Below are 26,501 nucleotides of genomic sequence, written 5' to 3'. Positions count from 1 at the left end.
TGAGCGGCCGACCTGCTACCCGCACCACCGGCCAAGGTGCCCAGGGGCCGAGCCACTCCCCGCACCACCGGCCAAGGTGCCGAGCCACCCGCCTCCCTGCACCTCCGCTCCCTTGAGGGGGTCAGCCCGCCTCGGGCCCCCGGCAACCGGTCAGTCCGCGGCGACCTCGATGGTGTAGCGGTTGGTCTCCACGCCCGCCGCTGTCACGACCTGGACTTCGATCTTGCCGGGTTCGACGTCGACGGGGACGGGGGCGGTGAGGACGGCGTCGGTGGGGTTGCTGAAGCCGCCGGCGACGGGGACGAGCGGGACGTGGACGTGGACGGGGCCGATGCGGACGACCATGCGGGAGAGGTGGTCGGCGGTCTGGGCGCCGGGTGGGACGAAGCCGGAACCGCGGATCTCGATGTCGTCGCCGTTGCGGATGGGGGCGTCGAGGTCGCCGGCCTCGCGGGCGCGGACGACGGAGAGGATGACGGGCCGGCCGCCCTCGGCGTATTTGCCGGCGACGTAGGTGGCCGCGGAGACCAGGACGAGGAGGGCCAGGCCCCAGGGGAGGTCGGGGAGTTGGTCGGGGCGGCGGGCGAGGCGGACCGCCGCGAAGGCGAGGGCGACGGTGCAGATGATCACGTACTGGATGTCGGTGAAGCTGCCGCGGCCGGAGTCGTCGGTGAGGAGGTCGGCGGCGCGGGGGCGGTGGGCGCGGACCTTCTGGAGGCGCTGGGAGAGGACACGGAGACCGACCACGCGGCGGACCAGGACGGCGATGCCGCAGACGACGGCGAGGACGGTCACGATGCCGGCGCCGCGGGCGAGGTCGAGGCCGGCGATGAGAGCGTCGCGTTCACGGTGGTCGGAGGCTGCGGCGAGGCGGCCGACGAGGACGAGGACCGCGAAGACGACGAGGAGCACCCAGCCGGCGGCGACCGCGCGGGAGGTGGAGAGTCGGTTGTCCTCGCCGATGACCGGGGCGAGCGCACCGCCACGCGCCCGGTGGAGATACCCCGCGCCCGTCAGGGCCGCGGCCATCAGCAGGGCGGCGAGGAGACCGGCGGTGCGGGCCGAGGTCCAGCCGGCGCCGATCGCCGTGAGGGACTGGACGAGGAGGAGGGTGACGACGGCGGCCCAGACCACGATCGCCGTGCGCAGCCACAGGCGGGCCAGCCAGGTCTCGCCCTCGACCCGGCCGCGTTCGGCGACGAGGGCCGCGGACTGGGTGAGTTCGTCGGAGACCCACTGGCGGGAGGCGGAAGCGGAGTGCGCGACCGCCGCCGGCAGCCCCTGCCCCGACGCGAACTCCTCCCGCTTCAGCAGGAACTCGGCGACGGCGCGCCGGTGTCCCGCGCGCGCCCCGTGCGGGCAGTCCCCGCACGTGCACCCGCCTTCATGGGCGCCCGCGCCCATGCCCCCTCTCGCCTCCTGTACCGCCACGCCCGAGTCCGCCTTCCCGCGCCGTCGTCCGCGGGCGCCATCGCGCCCACGTCCGCGTACTTCGGCATTCGCCGCCACCGTCATTGCCATCTGCCAGCACTGCTGTCACCGCTCCGGCCACGAGGGCGACGACAGTCGCCCGTGCGTTGCCGGTACCGCTGCGTCGATACCGCCGTAGCGCGGTGTCGTACATTCGTCCGCCCACTACCACAGCCGTGCGGCCGTACAACTGCCCTGCGATGACAGCGAATTGTGCCGTATGGAACACGGCCCGCATTCGGCAGGGCCACTCCGTGCGTGGGTGGCACGGGGTGAAGTGCGGGTGCCCGTGTTGACCGGGCTGGGAGAATTCTCCTATGGCCGAGATCATCCAGCGTGACGGCGTCTGGGCCTTCGATGGCGACACGGTCCGGATCACGCCGGGCCTGCACCGTTCCGTGGCGCTGTTCCGGCAGACGTACGGGGAGATCGCGGTGCCGCTGGAGGCAGTGGCCGGTGTCGTCTATGAGCCCGAACGCAAGCGCGGGCGGCTGCGGTTGCGGCTGCGCGAGGGCAGTGATCCGCTGCTGCAGGCGACGGGCGGGCGACTGCCGGACGCGGCCGACCCGTACCGGCTGACGGTCGATCTCGACCGGTCGGGGATCGCCGAGTACGTGGCCGAGGAGATACGGCAGTCGATGCTGCTGGAACAGACGCCGAAGGAGCCCGCCGGGGCCTACCTCCTGCCGGGTCCGCCCGTGCCGGTGTCGGTGCGGTCCAGTGACGGCACGGTGTCGTTCGACGGGACGCGGGTCCGGATCGACTGGAACGACACCTCCGACCGGGTCAAGCGCGCGACCGGCCCGCGGATCATCGACATCGGGGAACTGGTGCAGGTCGACTGGGTGCCCAACTCCGGTTACGAGGACGGGTTCCTGCGGTTCGTGACGCGCGAGACCGTGTTCTCGAAGCTGCCGCCGGAACGGGACCCGTTCGCCCTCGATCTGTGGGGCAGTGCGCGGCGCGACCTGCTCACGGCCCTCGTCGCGACGGCGGTCACGGCGCGGCTCCCCCATCCGTCGACACGGGCGAAGGGCCCCGCGAACGCCCCCGTGGACGGCGCGGGGCCGGGTGGGGCCGGCGCGGTCCGGCCGTCGGTCTCCGACCGCCCCGGCTCCTCCGACCGCCCCGACGCCCCCGACCGCCCCGGCTCCTCCGACCACCACGACACGCTCCTCCGCCGGCTCCGCGAACTCGGGGAGCTGCACCGGGGCGGCGTCCTCACGGACGAGGAGTTCGCTGCCACGAAGGCCGCCGTGCTGCGCGGCTTCTGACGTGCACGCGCGAGATCGCTGTCCCACACCACGGCCGTCACGCGTCGGCGGGGGCTGTGTGGCTGGTCGCGCGGTTCCCGGCGTCCCGTTCGGGGTGCTCCGGTTCAACTCAGCAGATCCGGCTCGCTGCGGCTGATGTCCTGCCACAGCGGCTGGTAGTTGATCCACGCCACCAGGTCGCCGCCCGCCTGCTCACGTGTCGCGACGGCCAGCCGGTGTTCGATGAGCAGGGGGCGGCCCGCCGCCTTCGCGGTGAGCTGCACCTGTGCCGAGCGTTCCATGGAGAGGAACCACCAGGCCGCCGCGTCGACCGAGTCGCCGACCGTGAGCAGTCCGTGGTTGCGCAGCACGAGGGCCTTGCGGCTGCCGAGGACGGCGGCGATGCGGCGGCCCTCGTCCGCGTCCACGGCGACGCCCGTGTAGTGGTCGTAGAGGGCCTGGTCCTCGTAGAAGGCGCAGGACTCCTGGGTGATCGGGTCGAGCAGCTCGCCGAGCGCTGACAGGGCGCGGCCGTGCACGGAGTGACAGTGGGCGACGGCGACGACGTCCGGGCGGGCGGCGTGCACCTGGGCGTGGACGGTGAAGGCGGCCTGGTTCACGTGGTAGCGGCCCTCGATCACCTGGCCGTCCTGGTTGGCGAGGACGAGGTCACTCACCGTGACGTGCTTGAAGGGCATCCCGAACGGATTGACCCAGAAGCAGTCGCTGAACTCCGGGTCGCGCGCGGTGATGTGTCCCGAGACCCCCTCCTCGAACCCCATGCGCCCGAAGATCCGCAGGGCCCCGGCCAGGCGTTCCTTGCGGTGCCGTCGCTCCTCCTCCGCCGACTCGTGCATCGGCGGCATGGCGAACCGGAGCTGGTCGGTGGGTAGGGGCAGGGGCGGTGTGGGCCCGTGCATGTGTCCTCCAGAATGACTTCCTTTACGAAGCGGAAGTTACCGTCGGTCCCCCGGGGAGAACAGGTCCGTCTCGTGAAGAGAGTGCGCAACCGTTACGCAAGTCACCGAAGCGCGTCAGGTGCGGACCGCTCGGCCGGTTCGGGCCACGCCGTACGGCGCCTTGCATCGGCCGTACGTCAGCCGTACGTCGGACGTACGTCGCTCGGGGTAACCGGACAGTGGTTGTCGGGTATCCGGGTGAGACTCGACGTATGCCGGAGAATCTTGCGAACTGGGGCGCCTTCGCCGCCGCCGAACCTGAGCTCGCCCAGACCGTCGAAGCGCGTTTCGGGGCCTTCACCCATCACGTCCTCGCCACTCTGCGCAAGGACGGCTCGCCGCGTACGACCGGGCTGGAGGTCCGGTTCAAGCGGGGGGAGCTGTGGCTGGGGATGATGTCCGACTCGCTCAAGGCGCTCGATCTGCGCCGCGATCCCCGCTTCGCGCTGCAGGCCAACCCGGGGCCGGGCACGGGGATGGGCGGCGGGGACGTACGGGTGAGCGGCCGGGCGATCGAGGTCGACGATCCGGAGGAGAAGGCCGCGTACGGCGAAGAGGTGGAACCGCCGGAGCCGTTCCACCTCTTCCGCACCGAGTTGACGGAGGTCGTGCGGACCTACGTCGAGGACGACAAGTACCTGGTCGTCCAGGTCTGGAAGCCCGGAGAGCCGGTGCGGGCCCTCAGGCGGACCTGAGCCTCTCCGCCGGGAAAGGGCTCACTCCCACTCGATGGTGCCCGGCGGCTTGCTGGTCACGTCGAGGACGACGCGGTTGACGTCGGCGACCTCGTTGGTGATGCGGGTGGAGATCTTCGCGAGGACGTCGTACGGCAGCCGGGACCAGTCGGCGGTCATGGCGTCCTCGGAGGAGACCGGGCGCAGCACGATGGGGTGGCCGTAGGTGCGGCCGTCGCCCTGGACGCCGACGGAGCGGACGTCCGCCAGCAGCACCACCGGGCACTGCCAGATGTCGCGGTCGAGGCCGGCCGCCGTCAGCTCCTCGCGGGCGATGGCGTCGGCCTCGCGGAGCAGGTCGAGACGCTCCTTGGTGACCTCGCCGACGATGCGGATGCCGAGGCCGGGGCCCGGGAACGGCTGGCGCTGGACGATCTCCTCCGGGAGCCCCAGCTCCTGGCCGACCATCCGGACCTCGTCCTTGAAGAGCTTGCGGAGCGGCTCGATCAGCTTGAACTCGAGGTCTTCCGGCAGGCCGCCGACGTTGTGGTGGGACTTGATGTTGGCCGTGCCGGTGCCGCCGCCGGACTCGACGACGTCCGGGTAGAGGGTGCCCTGGACGAGGAACGCGACCTCGGGGCCCTCGTCGGCGATGATCTCCGCCTGGGCCTGCTCGAAGACACGGATGAACTCGCGGCCGATGATCTTCCGCTTCTGCTCGGGGTCGGAGACCCCGGCCAGCGCCTTCAGGAAGCGCTCCTCCGCGTCGACGACCTTCAGCTGGACGCCGGTCGCGGCGACGAAGTCCTTCTCGACCTGCTCGGTCTCGTTCTTGCGCATGAGGCCGTGGTCGACGTACACGCAGGTCAGCTGGGAGCCGATGGCCTTCTGGACGAGGGCCGCGGCGACGGCGGAGTCCACGCCGCCGGAGAGGCCGCAGATCGCGCGCTTGTCGCCGACCAGTTCGCGGATGGCCTCGACCTGCTCCTCGATGACGTTGCCGGTGGTCCAGCTGGGGGTGATGCCCGCGCCCCGGTAGAGGAAGTGCTCCAGGACCTGCTGGCCGTGCGTGGAGTGCATGACCTCCGGGTGGTACTGGACGCCGTACAGCTTCTTCTCGTCGTTCTCGAAGGCGGCGACCGGGACGACGTCGGTGGAGGCTGTGACGGTGAAGCCCTCGGGGGCGGCGGAGCAGGCGTCGCCGTGGGACATCCACACGGACTGCTCGTCGGGGGTGCCCTCGAAGAGGGTGCTGCCGCTCTTGGAGACGTGCAGGGGGGTACGGCCGTACTCGCGGGCGCCGGTGTTGTCGACGGTGCCGCCGAGGGTGGTGGCCATCAGCTGGAAGCCGTAGCACATGCCGAAGACGGGGACGCCGGCCTCGAAGAGGTCGCGGTCGAGGCGGGGGGCGCCCTCGGCGTAGACCGACGAGGGGCCGCCGGAGAGGATGATCGCCGCCGGGTTCTTGGCGAGCATCTCGGCGACCGGCATGGTGCTCGGCACGATCTCGCTGTAGACCCGGGCCTCGCGGACCCGTCGGGCGATGAGCTGGGCGTACTGGGCGCCGAAGTCGACGACCAGAACGGTGTCGGGAGCGGCGGCAGCGGGGTTCGCTGATGACACGAGGTGCCTTCCGGCGGTGGGGCGGGGGTCTGTGTGGTCCGAGTCTACCGGGGTGGGCGCTCGTGAAGTCGGCCCACCGGAGGCTCCGCCCCTGGACCGCCGCGCCCTCGCCCAGCCACCATCCTTCGCCCAGCCACCATCCTTCGCCCAGCCGCCACCCTTCGCCCAGCCACCATCCTTCGCCCAGCCACCATCCTTCGCCCAGCCGCCATCCTTCGCCCAGCCGCCACCCGACGCGGGCCCCTGTGCGGGAGCGGCGCCGGAACGGCCGGATCGGTGCGTGGCCGACCGGCGCCTCCGTCGTGGCTTGTCGCGCAGTTCCCCGCGCCCCTGAAGGGGCGCGGGCCTGGCGGTGGGGGCCGGGTGCGGCGTGGCATACTGGCGCCCATGTTCGCGCACTCGACCTTTGTCTTTAGCTATGGCACCGGGCCCACCGGCTGCCATGGTCGTGCTGCTTGAGCAACTGACAAGCGACTTCCCCAGGCGCCCCGGGCCGACAAGGTCCGGGGCGTCTGGCGTTTTCCGGGTCTTGCCGCTCCGGGGGTCCGTTCGACTTCCGACGAGGAGCCCAGGATGACCATCACCTCCACCGAGAAGACCGGTGCCCGTACCTCCGAGGCCGCCGGTGTGATCACCGGTGCCCGGGAACGCATCGACGCCCTGGACGACCGGATCATCGGCCTGATCCAGGAACGCGTGGCGGTCTCCGCCGTGATCCAGGAGGCACGGATCGAGTCCGGCGGCAGGCGGGTGAACCTGTCGCGGGAGATGGAGATCCTGGCCCACTACAGGGACGCCCTCGGCAAGCCAGGCACCGCGCTCGCCATGACCCTGCTGGAGCTGTGCCGGGGCCGTATCTGACCGGCTCGCAACGGCGGCGCACGTACGTACGCCTGTCCTCTCACCCGTACGGCGCGTGACCGCCGTACGACACGCTTCGTTGGTGTCGGTGTCCGTGCCAGCCAGGTGCGGGCCGGAAAGAACCACGCGTGGCTCCGCTGGAGCGATGAGGCGTCCGGATCGTGCCGAGCGCCGTGGGACCTCGCTCCAGGGTTGTGACCGGACGGCAGGGGACAGCAGCCCGGTCACGCAAGAGAACGGCCGGCTCCGGGGACGCCCGGGGCCGACCGGCGGAACTGTTCCGAGGTGGGCGCGACGGTCACGGAGCCCGTTCCCCCTTCACGACGCGGAACAGATCACCGACCCCGAGGGCCCCGCGGCGGCCGAGCCGGCCGTTCCGCGGGGTCCTTCGTCACGCCGGGAGCGCTCAGCCGGCGGCCTTCTCCACCTTCGCGACCTGTGCGTCCAGGATCGCGTCCGGCACCTCGGCCTTGTCCGCGTCGAGCATGTTCATCGAGTAGAACCCGATGAGTGTCGAGCCGCTGCGCACCACCGTGAAGGACATCGGGATCTCGGCGCCCTCGATGTCGCCCTTCATCTTGTAGGCGACGGCCTCGTCGCCCTGCTCGGGAGCGGTGAGGGCCTCGATGCCGCTGTACTTGTTGCCGACGTGCTCGTACCCGTCGCAGCTCTCCGTGGCCTTGCGCAGATCGGCCATGACCTTCTCGGCGTCGTCCTGCTCGTGCGCGGCGAGGGCGAGGGAGATGACGCTGGCGGAAAGCTCGTCCTCCGAGGTGACCGTGCGCCCGGCGCGGGCCTTCGCCTGCGGGTCGGAGGTGAAGAAGAACATGTTCGCGAGGGGCTGGCAGGCGGCCGGCTGCGCGGGAACGGTCTCGGCCGGCATGTCCTCCGCGGGCATGTCGGCGATCTTGTACCCCTTCACGTCCCCCTTCGCGAGGGCCGCCTCCTTCAGCTGGGCCTCGGTCAGTGCGGTCTTCCCGGCGCCGTCGTCCCCGTTCTCGGCGTCCTCGGCGGCCGAGGCGCTGCCCGCGGCCGACGGCTTCTTCTCCGCCTTGTCCTCCTCGCCGCCCCCGCCACACGCCGCGGTCAATCCCAGCGTGGCCGCGACCGAGACGGCTACCGCCACCCGCGACATCGTCGACTTCATGTCCCCCACCCTCATGACTTTCGTTTCATGCCTCACAGGGACCTCATAGGCCCCATCGAACATGTATGTGACGGCGGGGCGCGCCCGTCGGTTGTACCGGCTCAACCCTCCATCCATGTGACTCACGTCACACAAGAAAACAGTTATTGCGAGGGCAACCCTTCACGGCACTCACCAGTCACACCTGGCACACGAGAGAAGAACCCGCGCTCGGAGGGGGGCGCGGGTCCTTCTCCGTAACTACTTCTTCGGCGGCACCGTCGGCACCGGCATCAGCGGCAGCCGGAGCGCGCCGAAGGCATCCTCCGGGACCACCGGATGCAGGGGCGCCACGGGAGCGAGGCGCTCGTAGGCCTCCCCGGGGGCCGGGCGCCGGTCCGGCTCGCCGTTGTTGGGCCAGAACGACATCGCCCGCTCGGCCTGCGCCGTGATCGTCAGTGACGGGTTGACGCCCAGGTTCGCGGAGACGGCGGCGCCGTCGACGACCGAGATGCCGGGATGACCGTAGAGGCGGTGGTACGGGTCGATCACTCCGTCGTCCGCGGTGGCGCCGATGGGGCAGCCGCCGAGGAAGTGCGCGGTGAGCGGCGTACCCATCAGCTCGCCCACGTTGCTGCCGGCAAAGCCGTTGATCTCTGCGGCGATGGTGGAGGCGGCTCGCGAAGCGGCCTCGATCTGCTTGGGGTTGGGCGCGCCGTGGCCCTGACGAGCCGTCAACAGGCCCTTGCCGAGGCCCTTCGGCTTCAGACGGGTCGACAGGGAGTTGTCCAGCGACTGCATCACCAGGCCGATGATGGTCCGCTCCGACCAGCGGCGGTTGGAGAGCGAACGGGCCACCAGCAGGGGGTGCTTGGCCGCATACCCCAGCCAGCCGAGGACGCGCGCGGTGCCCGACGCGGTGCTGCCCGCGTACGGGACCTGGAGGATCGACAGGCCGCCCATCGCGTTGGAGCCCTTGCCGTAGCGGACCGGCTCGATGTGGGTGTTCTCGTCGGGGTGGATGGAGGAGGTGATCGCCACGCCCCGGGTGAAGTCGACCTCGGGCACGCCGTGCGCCTTGCGGTAGCGGCGGTTGTCGGTCTGCGCGCCGACCAGCGCTTCGGAGTTGGTGCGGGTCAGCATGCCCAGGCGGTCCGAGAGGTGCGGGAGTTGGCCGCCCTCCTTCATCCGGTGCAGGAGGGTCTGGGTGCCGTAGGTGCCGGCCGCGAGGACGACGCGGCGGGCCTTGAGCACCCGGCCCCGGCCCTTCCTGCGGTTGTCGGTCGGGAGGGTCGTCACGGCGTAGCCGCCCTGCGAGTCCTCCGTCACGGCCACGACCGTGGTCATCGGGTGGACGACCGCGCCCGCCTTCTCGGCGAGGTGGAGGTAGTTCTCGTTGAGTGTGTTCTTCGCGCCGTGGCGGCAGCCCGTCATGCATGCGCCGCACTCGGTGCAGGCATTGCGGGCGGGGCCCGCGCCGCCGAAGTACGGGTCCGCGACCTGCTCGCCCGGCGCGGCCTTCGCCTTGCCGTCGGCGTCCTCGCCGTCACCGAAGAAGACACCGACCGGGGCGAGGTGGAAGCTGTCGCCGACGCCCATCCGCTCGGCGGCGGCCTTCAGGTGCACGTCCGACGGGGTCATCGTCGGGTTGAGCCGTACGCCGAGCATGCGGCGGGCCTGGTCGTAGTACGGCTTCAACTCCTCCTGCCAGTCGGTGATGTCCTTCCACTGCGGGTCCTCGAAGAACGGCTCGGGCGGCACGTAGAGGGTGTTGGCGTAGTTGAGGGAGCCGCCGCCCACGCCGGCTCCGGCCAGCACCATGACGTTGCCGAGGAGGTGGATGCGCTGGATGCCGTACAGGCCGAGGGCGGGCGCCCAGAGGTAGTTCTTCAGGTCCCAGGAGTTCTTCGGGAGCGAGTCGCGCGTGAAACGACGGCCCGCTTCGAGGACGCCGACCTTGTAGCCCTTCTCGGTCAGGCGCAGGGCGGTGACCGAGCCGCCGAATCCGGATCCGACGACGATGACGTCGTAGTCGTACGACACGTGCTCTCCTCGTTGAGAACGGTGGGCGGGCCCGAAGATCTACCCGAAGACCTAGCGGAGCCGGAGGGCCTTCATCGCCCGCAGGCTGCGGCTCATGAACCGGGCGTACTGCTCGTCGTCCATGCCGAGGGACGGGGCCATGGGCAGCAGGCGCTGCTGGGCGATCGTCTGGGCCTCCGTGTACTTGAGGATGCCCTCGGAGCCGTGGCGGCGGCCGAGGCCGGAGTCCTTCATGCCGCCCATGGGGGACTGGACGGAGCCGTACGCGGAGGCGTAGCCCTCGTTGACGTTGACCGTGCCGGCGCGGACGCGGGAGGCGACCTCGCGGCCGCGGCGGCCGTCCTTGGTCCAGACGGAGGCGTTGAGGCCGTACGCGGTGGAGTTGGCCTCCGCTATGGCCTCGTCCTCGTCCGTGAAGCGGTAGACGGAGACGACCGGGCCGAAGGTCTCCTCCGTGCACACGGACATGGGTTCCGTGACGCCGTCGAGGATGGTCGGCTCGTAGAAGTAGGGGCCGATGTCGGGGCGGGCCACGCCGCCCGCGAGGACCTTCGCGCCCTTCTCGACGGCCTCGTCGACGTGGCGGGTGACGGTCTCCAGCTGGCGGTCGCCGACGAGGGAGCCCATGTCGGCGCCGTACGCGAGGGACCTGCCGAGGCGCATGGCCTTGGTGCGGGCGGCGAAGCGCTCCAGGAAGGCGTCGGCGATGGACTCGTGGACGTACAACCGCTCGATGGATATGCAGAGTTGGCCGGCGGAGGAGAAGCAGGCACGGACTGCGCCCGCCGCCGCCTTCTCGATGTCGGCGTCCGCGAGGACCAGCATCGCGTTCTTGCCGCCGAGTTCGAGGGAGACGCCCACGAGCCGGGCGGCGGCGCCCTGCGCGACCTCGCGCCCGGTGCGGGTGGAGCCGGTGAAGGAGACGTAGTCGGCGTGCCTGACGACCTCGGGGCCGATGACGGGGCCCTCACCGAGGACGACCTGGAAGACCTCGGCGGGCAGGCCGGCCTCGATGAGCAGGTCGCGGGCCCACAGGGCGGTCAGGCAGGTCTCCGTGTCGGGCTTCATCACCACGGCGTTGCCCGCGACGAAGGCGGGGATCGCGTCGCCGACGGAGAGTTCGAGCGGGTAGTTCCAGGGGGCGATCTGGCCGATCACCCCGCGCGGGTGGCGCAGTTCGGTGACCTTGGTGAGGGTCGGTACGGCGCCGGTGTGCCGCTTCGGCTTGAGGTAGAAGGGGGCCTTGCGGCCGTAGTGACGGGCGGCGACCGCGACGGCCTGGACCTCCTCGTGGGCGTGCAGGCGGGCCTTGCCCGTCTCCAGCTGGATGAGGTCGAGCACCTCGGCCTGACGTTCGAGGACCAGGTCGTGGAAGCGGAGCAGGACGGCGGCGCGCTCCCGCACGGACCGCTGGGCCCAGACGGCCTGCGCGGCGCGGGCCGTCGCGTAGGCCCGCTCCACGTCCTCGGGGGTGGACTCCGGCAGGTCGGCGAGCTTCTCGCCGGTGAACGGCGTGTGGTTGGCGGTGCGGCCGGAGCCGACCACGCCCTTGGTGAGCTGGGCGACCAGTTCGGGGGTCACCACGTCGGCTGCCGTACGGGCGCCCTGCGGGGCTGCCGCGAGGGGGTTGGTGCCGGTCGTCCGTGCCGTGCCGGTCGTACCCGTGGTGGTCGTGCCGGTCTTTTCGGGGGCCTGCGAGTCCGTCATGACGCGCAGGGTATTCCGGACCGGACGACTTTGGGTACCCGTCGGTAACCCGGTTTCACCGGGCGCACACACCATGCCAGTGATCGCTGGCAACGAAGTCGCTGATCAGGGCGGCGGGCGGTGGCGTGCGGCCGCGAATGCGGCGTGGATCACGTAGGGGCCCGGTGGCGGCCTACGGTCCGATCTCCAGCCGCTCCCGCGCCCCTTTGAAGACGGCCGTCCCCTTCTTCTCGTCCGCCGTGCCCTTCGGCATGTCCACGCGCAGCTCGTACATCCGGTCGTCCTCGGTGCGGACGATCAGTTCCATGACCCGGGTGGGGGTGCCGTCCAGGTGGTGGGTGGTGTCGGCGAGGACGGCCTCCTGGTCGTGGAAGCTCGTGGCGGTGTACTGGGCAGTCGACTTCGCGTCGCCCGCCACGATGTCCGTTGCGTCCTTGGCCTGTTCCATGGGTGAGGCGGGCGCCTGGTCCCACTGCGTCAGCCGTACCCGGACGACCTTCTCGCCCTCGTAGGTGACCGTGCGGGGCCGCGTGTCGTCGCCGCCCTCCGCGCGGATCCGTCGGTAGGGGCCGGGGAGGGAGAGGACGGCGTCCATGGCCTCCTCGCGGTGGGCCACCCAGCGCGTGTCGGCCGCGCTGCCCGAAGTGGGTCCGGTGCTGGGGGACTCGACGCGGGCGTCCACCCACGCGACCTTGGGCTCGGCGACCTCGGTGACACCGCCGCCGGTGTCGAACGTGACGCCGGCCCAGGCGCCTGCGGCGGTCAGCAGGAGCCCGACGGCGGCCAGAGCGACGAGACGACCGGCACGCGCCCGGCGCCCGGGGCGCGCGACGCCGACCCGCCCGACTTCGGTGTCCGGCACGTCCTCGGACTTCTCGGCCCGTACGTCCTCGGACTTCTCGGCCCGTACGCTCTCGGGCTCTTCGTCCCGTACGCTCTCGGGCTTTCCACCCCGCACGTCCTCAGGTTTCGCACCCCGCACGTCCTCGGGCTTCCCACCCCGTGCGTTCTGCGGCTCCTCCCCCCGTGCGTTCTGCGGCCTCCTCTGCGGCACGGCGGCTCGCTGCGGCTTGTCGCCGAGCCGCAGCGTCCGCGTCCCCGCGTCCTCGTTCGACTCGCGGAGCCCGGACGGGAGCCGGAGGCCGGGCGTCCGGCCCTCCGCCACGTCCTTCAGGAACCCGGCGGTCTCCTCGGCGTCCGGGCGGAGCGCCGGGTCCTTGGCCAGCAGGTGTACGAGCAGGGGGGCGAGCGGGCCCGCCCGCTCCGGCGCCGGCGGTTCGGCGGCGAGGATCGCGGCGAGCGTGGACTCCAGCGTGGTGCGGCGGAAGGGGGACCAGCCCTCGACGGCGGCGTACAGCAGGACGCCGAGCGACCAGAGGTCGGAGGGCGGGCCGGCGGCACCGGGACCGGCCATCCGCTCGGGGGCGACGCATTCGAGCGACCCGACGAACTCCCCTGTCACGGTGAGCGATTCCTCGCCCTGGACGTGGGCGATGCCGAAGTCGGTGAGGACGACCTGGCCGTGCGGGCCGAGGAGGACATTGGCGGGCTTGACGTCCCGGTGCACGATGCCGACGCCGTGCGCGGCGTGCAGCGCCCCGACGACGGCGAGGCCGACGCGGGCTGCCTCGACGGGGGTGAGGGCGCCGCGCCCGAGCACCTCGTGCAGGGACTCGCCGCGGACCAGTTCCATGACGATCCACGGGGCACCGTCCTCGACCACGACGTCGTGGATGGTGACGGCGGACGGGTGGTCGACGCGGGCGGCGGCACGGGCCTCCCGGTAGAGCCGGTTGGCGGCCCGCCGACGGGCGTCCTGCTCGGGTCCGGCGGGCCCGCCGGGATCGTCGGGACCACCCGAGCCGTCGGGGTTGTACGAACCGGCCGGGCCGTGCGGACCGTTCAGGTCGTGCGAGCCGTGCGGGTCGCCCGGGAGCTTGGGCTGTTTGACGGCGACTTCGCGGTCGACGAGTTCGTCGACCGCCCGCCAGACGGTGCCCATGCCGCCCGATCCGACGCGTTCCGTGAGACGGTAACGGCCGCCGACGAGACGACCGGTGGTCCTGGACGCCCGGACACCGGACGGGAGTTCGTCGCGCGGGTGTTCGCCGTCGTCGCTCATGCCCCATCAGTACCGTGCGGGGGCGGACCTTGTCGACGCGGACCCGGTCGACCGGCGTTTCTAGCGTCGGCGGTTCCACAACTCCTGGGTCCAGCCGTACCGTTCGCGGTGCTTGGGCAGCGCGGTGCGGCCGACCGCGGCGGCGAGTTTGCGCAACCGGCGCCAGTCCAGGGGCGGTTTGGGCTCGGGGACGCCGGGACGGTCGCGGGGCACGCGGACGCGCAGAGCCTTCGGCGAGACCCGGCAGTGGACGGGGGTCGGCAGGACGAGGGCCTCGCCGTCCACGCCGACCTCGATCTCCGGCCGGTCGGCCTCGACGACGATCTCGTCGGCGACGAGGAGGCTGAGGCCGGGGGCGTTCGGACCGAGGACGAGTCCGGCGGCCTCGGCGGCGCTGTCGACGCGTACGCCGACGACACCGAGCACACCGGCGTCGAGCCGTTCGCGGCGGCCGAGACCGACGAGGTCGTCGCTGCGGTAGACGTTGTTGCTGACGAGGACGGCCTGGGGCGCGTCGATGACGGCGTCCCCGATGCGGGCGGTGAGCCGTGGGCCCCGCTGGTGCGTGAGCAGTTCGGGCAGCAGTTCCAGGGTGGTGCGGACCTTGTCGTCGCGGTAGGCGGGGCTCTGCACGACGGCCGCGTACGCGCCGAACGAGGCGTTGTTGACGAAGGGGTGGCCGCTGGCGTAGCCGAGGTCGACGTGGAGTTCGACGCCCTTGTCGGTGAGGGCGTCGAGGCAGGCGGCGGGGTTGTCGCGGTCGAGGCCGAGGTCCATGGCGAAGTGGTTGCGGGTGCCGGCGGAGATGACGAGCAGGGGGACGTCGTACGCGGCGGCGATGGCGGCGACCTGGGCCTGGGTGCCGTCGCCGCCGGCGACGCCGAGGAGGTCGGCGCCGTTCCTGACGGCGTCCCGGGCGAGCACGGCCACGTCCTCGTGGCGCGCGGGGTCGAGCAGGTGGACGGTGGCGCCGAGCCGTTCGGCGCGCTCCTTCAGCCGGAAGCGCTCGACCTTTCCGCCGCCGGACTTGGGGTTCATGATGAGGAAGGGGCGGGTCGGGGCCGGGACGCGGTGTTCGGGGACGTGCACCTGGTGGGACTTGGTGCTGCTGAGGGCGAACTTGCCGGACCAGACGGCGACGCTCCACAGGGCGGCGGAGACGATCACGACCCAGAGCAGGTTGACGACGGCGAACCACCAGACGACGCCGACCGGCGCGGCCACGGCCAGCACTCCCGCCGCGACGCGGGCGGGGCCGCGCCGGGTCAGTACCCACCAGAGCGAGGCCACGGTGAGACCGGCGCCCAGCACGACACCGGCGACGAGGAGGAGGCTCGCCCCGCGGGCGTAGCCGAGGGGCAGCAGCACGGCGAGGACCGCGCAGCCGAGGGCGGCCCTGGCCGCCCAGCGTTGTCTCGCGTGCGCCCGTACGTCCAGGTGTTCGATGCCCACGCTCGCTCGCCCTCCGCGCCGATCATGCACTTGACACGGCATGTTAGGGGCTGTGGGCGGCCCGAAGCGACGATCCCCGGGGAGTCGGGCTCCCCGGGGACCATGGCCACCCCTACATGTACCGGACGCGCTCACGCCTCCCGGGAGACGAACTCCTGGAACTGGGCCAGCGCTTCCACCAGTGACTCCGGGTCGCACGTGACACGGAACACCTCACCGTCGGACGAGGCGCTGAGCCAGCGTCCCTGGCCGTCGTCCGTGTGTCGCATGGGCATGGTCCGCCCCTCGACAGGTGTCTCGGCGAGGTCCACCTGAAGGTGCCAGCCGGGATTGTCCAGGGTGGCGATCCGCACCCCGAACTCGTGCTCCCAGTCGCCGTCGCACTGCGCCCGGTACCACCGCACGAGCGCGTCGAGCGGCCCCTTCTCGTCACGGGCAACCATCGGGCTTCTCCCAGTCGTCCAAGGGCCTGGCGCTGCCGTCGGCCTCGTTGATGTGAGGCGTCGGAACCACCGTACCGTCGGCGTTCTTGTGCTCGGGCCCGAACCGGTCGAACCGCTTCTGGAGCGACCATGGCGCCGGGTCACGCGGATTCGTCTGCTCCACCCAGGTGGCGTACTTCTTGATCGCGCCGCTGGATCCGTCCCGCATGAAGGTGGTGTGCGGTCCCTCGGCGTCCGGGTGGGGGCGCTGCCGCTTGGGCCTGGCGTTGTGCACCAGGACGTCGCCGACCGCGCCGGCCACATAGTACGTGTGGATGTTGGTGACGGTGATGTTGTGGACCGTGGTCCGCTGGTCCCAGCGCTCGACCGCGGCGACGCGCACCCGGTCGCCCTCGCCGTTGGTGAGCCACTGGCCGGCCTTCAGGTCCGTGGCGTCGGACCACAGGCCCAGTTCCTCGACCCAGAAGGGGTGGCCCGCCGTGGCCGTGACGGTCGCGGTCCTGCCGCCCTTCTCGCCGTCGGTCTCGAGGGTGAGCCTGACCAGGTGCTTGAGCCCGGTGCCCTTGATCTCCGCCGCCACCGTCTCGATCCTGGACACTCCCGACTCCGGGTCGGTCGCCACGACCTCGTCACCGATGTCGACGTCGTCGATGCGTTTGGTCGATCCGTCGGCCATCAGGACCCGGGTCTCGGCGGTGAAGCTATTGATCTTGCAGGTCGCGCCGACCTCGTCGGCCGCCTCCTGAGCCTCCTCCGCGGCCTTCTTGTTCTTGCGCCAGCCCTTGAACGAACCCCACAGCTTCTTGCCCAGGCCGACGATCCGCTTGCCGAGCGCGTAGGCCTTGTCGACGCGGTACCAGTACTTGGAGACCAGCCGACCGACGGGGCCTCCGCCGATGAGCGAGGTGACGACGTTCGCGACGGTCGCCCCGCAGGAGCCGAGGCTGCCCGTGGTGAAGCAGTCCAGCGCGTCCGTGATGCCCAGCTCGTCGGCGATGATCTTGCCGAGTTCCTTGGCGATGGCGATGGCGCGCTGCTTGGCCGCCTCCTCCTCCGCCCGTGCGTGGTCCGCCTTCGCCTGGGCGGCGGTGTGGGCGTTGCCCGCGGGGGCCACACCACCCGAGCCGTCGGCGTTGGCGGCCACCGCGCCCCGCTTGTGGCCGGTCGGCCACGGACCGCACTCCTGCCAGCCGCCCACGCACTCCGCGAGCCGCAGCCCCGACGCGTCGCTGTAGGTGACGGGGCTGTTGTTGGCGTAGGCGTAGCCGTTGATCTGCTGGGGGTCGCTGTAGTCGATGACCGGGTCCGCCGATACGAAGCGGCCCGTGTCGGCGTCGTACTCGCGCGCGCCCAGCGTGATCAGGCCCGTGGACTCCTGGATCGTGCCGCCCACGAATCCCTTGTCGTTCACCCATCCGGCGGAGGTCGAGGTGGACTCGTCACGGGTGATGCCGAACGGATCCGTACGGCGGCGTGTGGTCTGGCCCGTCGAGGCCTCCACGGCCAGTTCGGCCGTGCCCTGGTGGTCGGAGAGCAGGAAGTGGACCCCGGCCGCCTCACGCATGGCGACCGTCGTGCCGGCGAACGTGTAGTAGCGGGTCGCCGTCACCTTCGCGGTGGACTTGTCCAGGTGCAGTTCCGTGCCCGGCAGGTAGAGCGTCTTCTCGTCGGGGGTGTCGCGCAGGATCCGCTCGCCGGCGGCGTCGTACTTGTACGACGTGACCTCGCCGTCGGCGTTGGTGACCTTGGTCAGCTCACCCTGCTTGTTCCAGTCCAGCGTCTGCGTGTCGCCGGAGAGGACACGGGTCCTGGTGTTGCCCGCGGCGTCGTAGGTGTATCTGTCCTCGGCCGTGACCGCCGGTGTGGTGGCCGTCGCCTCGGTCTTCTCCACCACCGACGACACGGTGTGCGGGCCGGAGTCCGCACCGTCCGGGCCCGAGCCGTCCCCGTAGGTGTAGGTGCGGGTCGAGGTGCCCTTGCCGTTCACCCCGTGGCGGACCTCGCTCGTGCGGTTGCCCGCGGCGTCGTAGCCGTACTCGATCCAGTACGGGGCCACGCCCCCCACGGTCGAGGCCGAGGCACCCGAGGAACAGGCCGCGTCGGTGCCGCCTGTGCCGGACGCCCCGTTCGGGGTCACCGACGACGTCCACATGTCCGTCAGACGACGCAGTCCGTCGTAGGTGAAGCACTGGACGTCGTTCGTCCCACCGCTCGGGGTCTCGGCGAGGGAGAGGACGTTGCCGGCGGCGTCATAGGTGTAGTCCGCGTCGTACGCGACGCCGGCGGCGCCCTCCACGTGCACGCGGGACCGGGTCAGACGGTCCGTGCCCGGCTCGAAGGTGTTCGTGAGCCATGTCTTGGGCGCGGACGCGTTCCCGGTGGACAGCTCCAGCTGCTCCAGCTGAGAGGTGGGCGAGTAGGTGACGTCGGTGACGTAACTGCCTCCCGTCAGGGAGGTGTTGAGCCCCGTCGGGCGCTGCAGTTCGTCATGGACGTACGAGAGCGCCTCCGCGGCGAGGTCCCCCACCGCCGGCAGGCCCTGGCCCTGCACCGTGCCGTCGTCGTTGTACTGGGTCGTGAACTCGTAGGTACCGCCGAGTTCCGGCTCGGCCGTCTTCGACACGAAGTACTTGGTCGAGACCGGCTTGTAGTCGTTCTCCGGGTCGAGCGTCGGGTAGGTGACGGACGAGTAGACCGCGCCGTCCTTGTAGGTGTAGGTGCCGTACAGCTCGCCCTTGGCGACCGTGTCGTAGCGGGTGAGGGAGAGCCTGGTGCCGCTGTCGACGTCGCCCTGCCAAGTGGAGATCTCGCGGCCGAGCTCGTCGTACTTCGTCGACGTCTTGTTGCCGCGGTTGTCGGTGACCGAGATCTGGCGGTCCATCGCGTCGTGGGCGAACGTCGAGGTGCCGGTGTCGGGGTCCACGGCCCGGACCTTGCGGCCCAGCTGGTCGTAGAAGTACGTCCACACGTTCCCGGACTGGTCGGTGACCTTCGACAGCAGGCCCGCGTCCGTGTAGCCGTAGGTGGTGGTGACCGCCTCGCCGCCCGCCGGGTACTGGATCAGCGACGTCGTCCGGTCCCTGGCGTCCTTCACGACCGTCGTCCTGGTGCCGCCGGACGGCGGGATCGTGGTGACGCGGTCGCCGCCGTACGTGTACGACGTGCGGTACTTCTCACTGCCCGCGACCTTGAAGATCGAGGCCGTGGCACGGCCGGCGCCGTCGTACTGCGTCACCGTCTGCGCGTCGAGATCGGCGTTGACGGGCTCGAAGAGCGTGGAGGTCGGTGCGCCCGAGGCGTAGTAGGTGTCGTTGACCTTCACCACGCGGCCGGAGCCGTCGTGGAGGGTGTCGGCGATCATCCGTCCGCCGTCGGCGCCCTCGGTCTGTTCCTGACGGGGCCTGAGCAGGCCGTCGTACAGGGTCCACTCGCTGCCGTACGAGATGCCGTCGTTCTCGATCTTCCGGGTCTGGACGGCGGTCGGGCCGTCGTCGCCTCGGACCAGGTAGGTGTACTTGATGGAGGGACTCAGCCCGATGCGGTCCGGGAGCCACACCGAAGTGAGCCTGCCCAGGCCGTCGTAGGCCAGTTCGGTCCGCTTGCCGTTCTGATCGACCTTGGCGGTCGGCACGCCCCGCTGCGGCGCGTACTCGGTGGAGGTCGTCCAGCCCAGCGGGTTGGTGACCGTGGACTTCGTCGCGAGCCCGTGGGCGTCCACGTAGTCGGTCTTGGTGGTGCGGGACTCGGCGTCCATCGCCGTGCGCGGACGGCCGTAGTCGTCGTACGTCGTCACGGCGGTCGTCCGGTACGTGGCCGTCGTGCCGTCGTGCGCCGACAGCTTCTTGGTCATGGTCGCGTCGCCCTTGGTGGGGGCCGCGCCCAGGGTGGTCGAACCGTCGTAGAGGGTCAGCTCGTCGGAGATGACGTCCGTCTTGCGGTTCGGCGTCGTCGAGCAGTCGACGCCGACCTTCTCCACGCGCGAGACGTACGAGTAGAGGTGGAGGCTCGCGTTGTCGGCGTACTCGGTGCGGGTGCACTCGTTGTCGGCGACGCCCACCTCGCCGGCGTCGTCCACCCGCACGGCGCGCCCGGTCTTGTCGTCGTAGGACGTCGTCGACCTCAGGTGCCGCCAGTTGCCGGAGCCGAGGGAGACGTAGGTGTCGACGGAGCCCTTGTCGAGGTAGCGCGCCCGGCGGGTGCCCCAGTCCTCGACGCGGGTGGCCGTGACGTGGGTCCAGGGCAGGGTGACCGCGCGCTGGGTGATGTCGGAGCCGTTGTAGGTGATCGTCTCCAGCTCCTGGCCGGCCTTCCAGTCGGAGTCCTCGTAGGAGGTGCCCGCGGAGTCCTTGACCGTGGCCGAGCGGGAGTCCCCGTCGGCGTCGACGTCACCGTCGAGCCCTCGGAAGAAGATGTGCTCGGACTTCGTGTTCGAGGCGGAGTTCGTGCCGTCGGACGTCTCGACACGGACCCTGCCGTAGCCTCGCCAGTCGCCCCAGGTCCGGTACTCGGCGGTGGTGATGCCGTCGGGCCTGACCTTCCGCCAGCCGGCGTCGCCGAGGTAGGTGTACGAGGTGACCTTCTCGGCGTTGCCGCCGGTGAGATCCTGCTCCACGACGGAGGCGACGACGTACTTGTGGAACCAGTCGACGATCGGCTTCTCGGCGCCCGGCGGGCTCCACTTGACCGGGAAGCAGCGCTTGGTGGAGGAGTCCTCGGCGGGCAGGGTGCTCGACGTGCACTGGGTGTCGGCGTAGTTGACGCTGAGGACGCCGCCGGTCTCGTTCTTCACCGCCGAGAGCCGGAAGCGGTGGAAGGGCTGGATGTTGTCACCGGCCACGTCGACGCGGCTGGCGAGCTGTTGGCCGTAGAGCTCCACGGACGGCATCGGGACGTCGGTGCCCACCTTGCCGGTGTGATCGATGGCTTTCAGCCACAACGACTTGGAGCCGTCACCGTTGTCGGTGAAGTCGTGGGAGAGGGCCCACTCGTCGACCGCCGAGTAGGTGGAGTCACCTGTGCGGATCTGCGTGGTGATCTTCGTGAGCTTCTTGCGGGTCCAGAACGTCGGCGAGTTCTGGCCGGCGCACTTGGTGTCGGCCTTGCAGTTCTGGTCCCAGGGCACGTCCGGCCAGTCGGCGGCCGTGGCGTCCGTCAGGTCGCCGGGCTCGCAGTCGGTCAGATCGCCGATGCAGCGCTCGGCGGTGGTGAAGACGACACGGGCGGACGGCTCGGTCGAGTAGACCTTGCCGGCGCGCTGACCGTAGTCGATCCGCTTGAGGTACCCGCCGCGGACGTACGCCTTGCCGTTCTCGCCGGTCTTCAGACCCTGCGTGTAATGGTTCGTCTCCTTGCCGTAGTAGTACGACATGACGTTGCCGTGCGGGTCGATGACGTGGTCGAGGTTCCAGCGCCAGGCCTGCGTGCAGTGGGCGTTCGCGAAGGTCGCGTCGTAACAGGGCTCGCCCGAGTCGTCCCCGTACACGGGGACGGTCCAGGTGGAGGCGGTCTCCTCCTTGCCACTGCTGTGACCGGGAAGGCGGCCCAGGCCGAAGAAGTACTGGGTGCCGTCGGTCGTGGTGACCTTCCAGTGCTCACCGTTGTTGTCGCCGTTGACGGCGTCGGTCAGCTTCTCGACCTTGGAGTTGTCGTCGCCGCTGACCCGCCACTGCCCGGTGGTGTCGTCCTTGACGATCTCGCCGGAGGTGCCGCCCGCGAGGGACAGCGTGGCGTTGTCGTACGCCCAGCACTGGTCGCCGTACTTGTCCTCGTGACCGTCGTCGGCGCAGGCCTTGTAGCTGCGCTCGATGAAGCCGGGCTCGTAGGTGAAGCCCTGGCCGATCCACGAACCCTGGTTGTTGGTGGCCGCGGTCTGGCCGTCCACCGACTGGGAGTTGTAGGAGAGGCCGACCTTGGGCTGCGAGCCGCCGGGGACGGGCGGCGTGGTGAGCGGGTACGACCAGGTGAAGGCGCCGGACGAGGTGTCGACGCCCCACTCGGAGGACGCCTTCAGGCTCGTCGCCTTGTAGTCGCCGCCGTCGCCCTCCGCTCCGGCGGTGGCCGCCAGCACGGTCGCCGAGGAGGTGCTCGCGGTCGCGGCCCGCATCAGCTGGGTTCCGGTGCCGGCCGTGTCGCCGGCCGCCGTGACCTTGGCGGTGAGGGTCTGCTTCGCCGCGTCGTTGGTGCTCTTCAGGTACGTCGGCGTCGAGCAGCTCTTCTTCTCCGGCGTGGTCAGCACGCACTCCGGATACTGCGCGAGGCGCAGCCGGGAGCCGTAGCCGCCGCCGTACGCGTCCGCGAAGGCCGAGTAGTCCAGGGCGACCTGGGCGGTGCCCCTGCTGTCCTCGCCGTCGGCGCGGGCGACCGTGAAGAGGACGCCGTCGACTCCGGCGGCGGTGGTGGCCTTGCGGCCGAGGACCTCGACGCGGAGGGAGCCGGCGGCGTTCTTGCCGCCGGTGGCCCTGGCGGTCAGGGGGAGGCCCTCGGCCCGGGTGGCCTTGTCGCCGGTGAGGGCGACTTCGGCGGTGGCCGCCTTGGGCCAGGTGGTCTTCTCGGCGTCCTCGACCGCGGCCTTCGCGGCCTCGTCGCTCTGCCTGAACTTCTCGGGCTTGGCGTTCTTGCCGCGGACCGGGTCGTCGAGGTTGGTCTGGGTCCCGGGCTTGGTGAGGCCGCCGTCTGCGGCCAGGGCCTGGGGGGAGTACTGGGGCAGCAGGCCGATCGACAGCGCGAGGCCGAGCACGAGCGCGGCGCGGCGTCGGCCGGTGCGCCAGGCCGGTCTCGGGGACCGGTACCAGGGGGGCGAGGACATGATGTCTCCCGTCAGGAGGGGATCGGGAAGGAGAGGGGGTGGGGCCGAAGCGCTCTGCGGGAGGGGCGTTCGGTCGGGGGCGCGACTGACGGCCGGTGGGGACGCTCGCGCAGTTCCCCGCGCCCCTGAGAGGCAGGGGCTGCGTCCCCGGCCGAACGCCCCTCGGGGGCCGTGTCCTTATGGGGCGCGGGGAACTGCGCGATCAGCCACGGACGGCCGGCATTCGAACGACGGCCGTGTCGGCTAGCTCTCGCTGATGCTGGAACCCGCCGGCATGACCGCCACCAGCGTCACCAGGGACGCGTCCAACGGCCCCTGGTACATGCGGACTTCGTCGACCGCCCCGGAGAAGTACTCGCTCCCGGCCGCTCCGGTGAGCGTGCGGCCGACCTGGAGGCTCGTGGTCGTGAAGTCCCACGTGTTGTCCCAGGGGGCCTCCGCCACCGCGACGCCGTTGACGTAGAGCAGCACGTCACCGAAGACCGCGTTGTGGACGAGCGCCAGATGGTCGCCGTCGCCCTCCGCGCTCGGCAGGTCGCCGTTGTCGAGGACCGTGGTGACCACCGGGGCCGTCGCGTCCGCGTCGGTCACCTTCAGCTGCCAGCGGTTGCTCGCGGCCAGGTACTTGACCGTGATCGCGCTGCCTCTGGCGCCGGACAGCGAGAGCACCGTCTGGTCGGCGGTGGAGCCGGTCGAGGCGAGCCGTGCGCGGGCGGTGAGGGTGAAGCTGTCCTCCGCGGAGAGCACGCCGGCGGCCCGGGTCGCGTAGGCGTTCGTGCCGTTCAGCGCCAGGTGCCCGTCGCCCCACAGCGGCTCGGCCGGGGGTACGCACTCCGGGTCGGCCTCGGGGTCGCAGGAGTCGTCGGGCAGGTAGACGGAGGCGCCGCCGCCCAGGGTCAGACCGGTGCCGCCGTCGACCTCCGGGGAGATGCCGGACGCGGACGCGTCGAGCGGCCAGTAGGCGAGCTGGCGGGGCTGGATGCCGCCCAGCTCCTGCCCCTCGGCGGGCGGGATCACCCGGTCGTGGATCTTGACGTCGGCGACCGTGCCCTTGAGGTGTCCGAGGTAGCCGTCGAGGGCCAGCTTGCGGCCGATCTGTACGGCGCCGCCCGCGTTCCAGGTGGTGCGGCGGGCCTGGACGTCGTCGGCGACCAGGACGCCGTTGACGTACAGCATCATCTTGCGCTGCTCGGCGTCATAGACCCCGATGAGGTGCGCCCAGCTGCCGGGGACGGCTGCGGCGCCCGAGACCTTCCAGGTGCCGAGCGACTCGATGTCCCCGTACGGGATGCGGAAGGTCCACGACGCCGAGTCCACGTCGTAGCCGAGCTCGAAGCCGGGCTGGGCGGTGCCGTCCTGGCTGACGACGGTCATGCTCTCCCTCGGCAGCGAGGGCAGCATCACCCAGGCGCCCACGGAGAAGGTCCTGCCGGTGTCGACGGCGGGCTCGCCCGCGTCGAGCCAGGCGTTCTCGGTGCCGTCGAGGGAGACGGCGGTGTCGGTGGAGCCGAGCGGTCCCCCTGCGCCGAAGGTCGCCCCGGAGCCGGCGGTGGCGTCGGGCGCGTCCCCGCTGCCGGCGGCCTTCGTGGAGCCCCTGGCGTCACCGAGGGTCCAGGCCGCGACCGGTGCCCGGCCGTCGCTGACGAGGAAGACGTGCACCGTCGGGGTCTTCTGCGCGTTGCCCGCCCCGTCGACGGCCGTGACCTGCAGCGCGTACGTGCCCTCGCTCGGCGGCATCCAGCGGATGGTCGCCGGACCGCCGACGGACTCGGCGGCCACCGTCTTCGGGGTGTTCACCGCGTGCGGCCCGGTGAAGCGGTACGTGTACTTGGTGACGTCGGCGGAGGGCGAGTCCATGGTGAAGCTGCCGTAGTCGCCGGTGCCGACGTGCCAGGCCTCGTCGTCCGGGTACGCGGCGGAGGTGACGGTGGCCGACTTGGGCTGCGTGGTGTCGTAGATGAACTCGCAGCGGGTCTGCGCGCCGTCGGAGGACCAGGCGCCGTATGCCTCCTGGTCGTAGCCGCGCACGGCCCAGCCGATGACGGTGTTCTTCGGGAGGGTGAAGCCGGGCTCGCCGTCGTCCTTGACGTCACTGCCGATGGTGTAGAAGAACGTCGCCTGACCGGTCTGGGTGATCTTCTTGCTGACGTTGGTGGTGGCGCGCTGACCCGTCGTGGCGTAGTGCGTGACCGTCTGCCCGTCCTTCTCCCAGAAGACCTTGAACTGAGCCTGCAGCTTCTCGGAGTTGGAGCCGGTGTCGTTGTGGTCGTAGTCCTTGAGCACGGCACTGACGCGCGGCGTCTCGGTGACGTAGTGCTCGGTGGCCGCGCCGAACTCGCAGGAACCGCCCGGCTTCATCTGCAGGGCGTCCTGGTCCGGCTGCAACGGCGGCCTGTTGTAGGTCACTTCGAGGTGGGCGTTGCCGCAGAAGCGCTTCCAGTACGAGACGTCCGACTCGTTGGCGGCCTTGAGGCGGAACGTGGTGGTGTCCCAGCCCTTGTCGGCCGCCGTCCGGACGGTGCCGGTCACGCCGAAGCGCACGTTCTGGTTGGTCGAGGTGCACGAACCGGCCGTGTCGGTCGGCGACTTGGCGGTGATCGTGTCCTTCGACGAGGGCTGGTTGGACCAGTTCGTCCTGGAGCTGATCGCGCTCGCGCCGGTGCTGTTGACGCGGGCCAGCTGCACCTCGCGCCCGGAGTCGCTGTAGGAGTGCACCAGCGTCACGGCGAAGTGCGCCTCGACGATGTCCTTGCCCTCGAAGGCCCCGGTCGGGATGGCGAAGAACTGCCGCTTCTTGTCACTGCTGCTGGAGCAGCGGAACGAGACGTTGGAGGGGCAGAGGCCCACGCCCTCGTCGTCGCCGAACTTCCAGAAGGAGTCGGACGGGGAGTCGGAGGACACCATGGTCCAGCCGGTGCGGTTGGCGGTGCGGAACACGGGGTCGATGTAGACCGGGTAGACCGTGTCGTCGCCGGTGAGCAGGTCCGCGTCGGGGGTGAGGGTGACGCTGTCGGAGTCGACGGCCACCGCCACGTCCTCGACGGTGGCGCCGTCGGGCGGCGTGATGTCCTCGCCGGGGGCCGCGGCCGGGCCGTCGGGGGCCGCGGAGACCTCGTCCGGTTCGCCGGTGCCGGCGCTGGAGTCCCACATCAACGGCTTCGGCGCCTCGAAGACCGCGCCGCCGGAACCGCTGTCGGTGGCGGTCAGACCGCCGCCGGCGCTCTCCGTCAGCTCCACCGAGGTGGTGTCGACGGGGAGTTCGAGGGTGGCGAGGTCGGGATGGGCGGCGGCCTCGGCGTTCTTGACCACGAGGACGTGGGAGAAGCCCTCGGCGTTCGCGGTGACCTTGAGGTCGACGCCGGGCAGGACGTTCCGGTAGGTCGCGGTGGAGCCGTCGATCCTGGGCTCGGGCAGCTTGCCGGGCCAGTCGAGGGAGACGGCGCGGCCGTCCTTCTCGATCTCGGCGAAGGTGCGGTCGCCGCCGCCGGAGAAGGCCATCGCGGTGACGGCGGCCCTGGGCGCGTACGTCCCGTTGTCCCGCTTGACCAGCGTGGTGTCGATCTCGGTCCAGACCCCGTTCTTGCGGGTGCGGACCGGCTGCACGTACTCGGTGACGGTGAAGGTGCCGTCCGGGTTGGCGACCGTCGTGCTGCGCTCGTCGCGCAGGCCGGCGATCTCGACCTTCTTCCCCGTCTTCGCGGCCCGGTCCTGGGCGGCGTCCTCGGTGAGGGCCGTGCCGGAACCCTTGCCCGCCTTCCCGGCGGCGTTTCCGGTGGCCTTCCCGGTGGCCGCGGTCGCAGCCGTGGGCTCGGGGGCGGGGGCGTTGCCGAGTGCCGTCACCAGCAGGGCCGTCAGCGCGGTGGCGACGGTGAGCGAGCGGACCGGACGTCTGCCCGCACGGGAGACACCCGCCCCTTCTCCCGCACTTCTGTTCGAACGGAACGTCATCGCGGTGTACTTCCT

The 26,501-nt window shown here is 71.1% G+C and carries 14 protein-coding genes; 3 read left to right on the top strand and 11 right to left on the bottom strand.

The window, feature by feature from the left end; all coding sequences use genetic code 11:
• Positions 1-150: 150 nt before the first annotated feature.
• A complete protein-coding gene (locus GWK25_RS04585; RefSeq protein ID WP_215457199.1) occupies positions 151-1,404 on the bottom strand; it encodes a hypothetical protein in 1,254 nt (417 codons plus the stop codon).
• A gap of 383 nt (positions 1,405-1,787) precedes the next feature.
• On the opposite strand from GWK25_RS04585, the gene GWK25_RS04580 reads away from it, so the two are divergent.
• The gene (locus GWK25_RS04580) at positions 1,788-2,744 is read left to right on the top strand and encodes a DUF4429 domain-containing protein (RefSeq protein WP_215448592.1); all 957 of its coding nucleotides are present in this window, start codon (positions 1,788-1,790) and stop codon (positions 2,742-2,744) included.
• A gap of 104 nt (positions 2,745-2,848) precedes the next feature.
• Here the strand turns inward: GWK25_RS04580 and GWK25_RS04575 are convergent, their stop codons facing one another.
• Complete coding sequence (locus GWK25_RS04575; protein WP_215448591.1) at positions 2,849-3,643, bottom strand: class II aldolase/adducin family protein; 795 nt, start codon at positions 3,641-3,643, stop codon at positions 2,849-2,851.
• 251 nt (positions 3,644-3,894) lie between these two features.
• Between GWK25_RS04575 and GWK25_RS04570 the strand changes: the two genes are divergently transcribed.
• On the top strand, positions 3,895-4,377 hold the full coding sequence (locus GWK25_RS04570; protein ID WP_215448590.1) for a pyridoxamine 5'-phosphate oxidase family protein: 483 nt from the start codon (positions 3,895-3,897) through the stop codon (positions 4,375-4,377).
• A 21-nt stretch (positions 4,378-4,398) separates the two neighbouring features.
• On the opposite strand, the gene guaA is transcribed toward GWK25_RS04570, so the two are convergent.
• Positions 4,399-5,979 carry a glutamine-hydrolyzing GMP synthase gene (guaA, locus tag GWK25_RS04565; protein ID WP_184904513.1) on the bottom strand — a complete coding sequence of 527 codons (1,581 nt, stop codon included), beginning with the start codon at positions 5,977-5,979 and terminating at the stop codon, positions 4,399-4,401.
• Positions 5,980-6,552: 573 nt separating this feature from the next.
• On the opposite strand from guaA, the gene GWK25_RS04560 reads away from it, so the two are divergent.
• On the top strand, positions 6,553-6,840 hold the full coding sequence (locus GWK25_RS04560) for a chorismate mutase (RefSeq protein WP_215448589.1): 288 nt from the start codon (positions 6,553-6,555) through the stop codon (positions 6,838-6,840).
• A gap of 406 nt (positions 6,841-7,246) precedes the next feature.
• On the opposite strand, the gene GWK25_RS04555 is transcribed toward GWK25_RS04560, so the two are convergent.
• The 8 genes from GWK25_RS04555 to GWK25_RS04520 all read right to left on the bottom strand — a co-directional run bounded on the left by GWK25_RS04555 (position 7,247) and on the right by GWK25_RS04520 (position 26,486).
• Entirely contained in the window at positions 7,247-7,987 is a 741-nt protein-coding gene (locus GWK25_RS04555) for a hypothetical protein (protein WP_251828707.1), read from the bottom strand.
• 240 nt (positions 7,988-8,227) lie between these two features.
• Positions 8,228-10,009 carry a GMC oxidoreductase gene (locus GWK25_RS04550; RefSeq protein WP_215448587.1) on the bottom strand — a complete coding sequence of 594 codons (1,782 nt, stop codon included), beginning with the start codon at positions 10,007-10,009 and terminating at the stop codon, positions 8,228-8,230.
• Between the two features lie 51 nt (positions 10,010-10,060).
• Positions 10,061-11,716, bottom strand: a complete 1,656-nt coding sequence (locus GWK25_RS04545; protein ID WP_215448586.1) for a succinic semialdehyde dehydrogenase — start codon at positions 11,714-11,716, stop codon at positions 10,061-10,063.
• A gap of 172 nt (positions 11,717-11,888) precedes the next feature.
• Positions 11,889-13,838, bottom strand: a complete 1,950-nt coding sequence (locus GWK25_RS04540; protein WP_215448585.1) for a serine/threonine-protein kinase — start codon at positions 13,836-13,838, stop codon at positions 11,889-11,891.
• A gap of 60 nt (positions 13,839-13,898) precedes the next feature.
• Positions 13,899-15,290 carry a diacylglycerol kinase family protein gene (locus tag GWK25_RS04535; RefSeq protein ID WP_215448584.1) on the bottom strand — a complete coding sequence of 464 codons (1,392 nt, stop codon included), beginning with the start codon at positions 15,288-15,290 and terminating at the stop codon, positions 13,899-13,901.
• A gap of 131 nt (positions 15,291-15,421) precedes the next feature.
• The gene (locus GWK25_RS04530) at positions 15,422-15,733 is read right to left on the bottom strand and encodes an Imm53 family immunity protein (protein ID WP_215448583.1); all 312 of its coding nucleotides are present in this window, start codon (positions 15,731-15,733) and stop codon (positions 15,422-15,424) included.
• Positions 15,720-22,538 carry an RHS repeat-associated core domain-containing protein gene (locus tag GWK25_RS04525; RefSeq protein ID WP_215448582.1) on the bottom strand — a complete coding sequence of 2,273 codons (6,819 nt, stop codon included), beginning with the start codon at positions 22,536-22,538 and terminating at the stop codon, positions 15,720-15,722. Before GWK25_RS04525 ends, GWK25_RS04530 begins: the two co-directional genes overlap by 14 nt.
• A 243-nt stretch (positions 22,539-22,781) precedes the next feature.
• Entirely contained in the window at positions 22,782-26,486 is a 3,705-nt protein-coding gene (locus GWK25_RS04520) for a LamG-like jellyroll fold domain-containing protein (protein WP_215448581.1), read from the bottom strand.
• Between the last annotated feature and the right edge of the window lie 15 nt (positions 26,487-26,501).

It is taken from the genome of Streptomyces sp. ATCC 21386 (genome assembly GCF_018728545.1).
GTDB lineage: Bacteria > Actinomycetota > Actinomycetes > Streptomycetales > Streptomycetaceae > Streptomyces.
This window is presented reverse-complemented; position numbering and strand designations above follow the sequence as displayed.

Coding starts and splice junctions, on each gene's coding strand:
- GWK25_RS04585 (WP_215457199.1), bottom strand. CDS start 1,404: ATGGGCGCGGGCGCCCATGAAGGCGGGTGCACGTGCGGGGACTGCCCG.
- GWK25_RS04580 (WP_215448592.1), top strand. CDS start 1,788: ATGGCCGAGATCATCCAGCGTGACGGCGTCTGGGCCTTCGATGGCGAC.
- GWK25_RS04575 (WP_215448591.1), bottom strand. CDS start 3,643: ATGCACGGGCCCACACCGCCCCTGCCCCTACCCACCGACCAGCTCCGG.
- GWK25_RS04570 (WP_215448590.1), top strand. CDS start 3,895: ATGCCGGAGAATCTTGCGAACTGGGGCGCCTTCGCCGCCGCCGAACCT.
- GWK25_RS04560 (WP_215448589.1), top strand. CDS start 6,553: ATGACCATCACCTCCACCGAGAAGACCGGTGCCCGTACCTCCGAGGCC.
- GWK25_RS04555 (WP_251828707.1), bottom strand. CDS start 7,987: ATGAAGTCGACGATGTCGCGGGTGGCGGTAGCCGTCTCGGTCGCGGCC.
- GWK25_RS04545 (WP_215448586.1), bottom strand. CDS start 11,716: ATGACGGACTCGCAGGCCCCCGAAAAGACCGGCACGACCACCACGGGT.
- GWK25_RS04540 (WP_215448585.1), bottom strand. CDS start 13,838: ATGAGCGACGACGGCGAACACCCGCGCGACGAACTCCCGTCCGGTGTC.
- GWK25_RS04530 (WP_215448583.1), bottom strand. CDS start 15,733: ATGGTTGCCCGTGACGAGAAGGGGCCGCTCGACGCGCTCGTGCGGTGG.
- GWK25_RS04525 (WP_215448582.1), bottom strand. CDS start 22,538: ATGTCCTCGCCCCCCTGGTACCGGTCCCCGAGACCGGCCTGGCGCACC.
- GWK25_RS04520 (WP_215448581.1), bottom strand. CDS start 26,486: ATGACGTTCCGTTCGAACAGAAGTGCGGGAGAAGGGGCGGGTGTCTCC.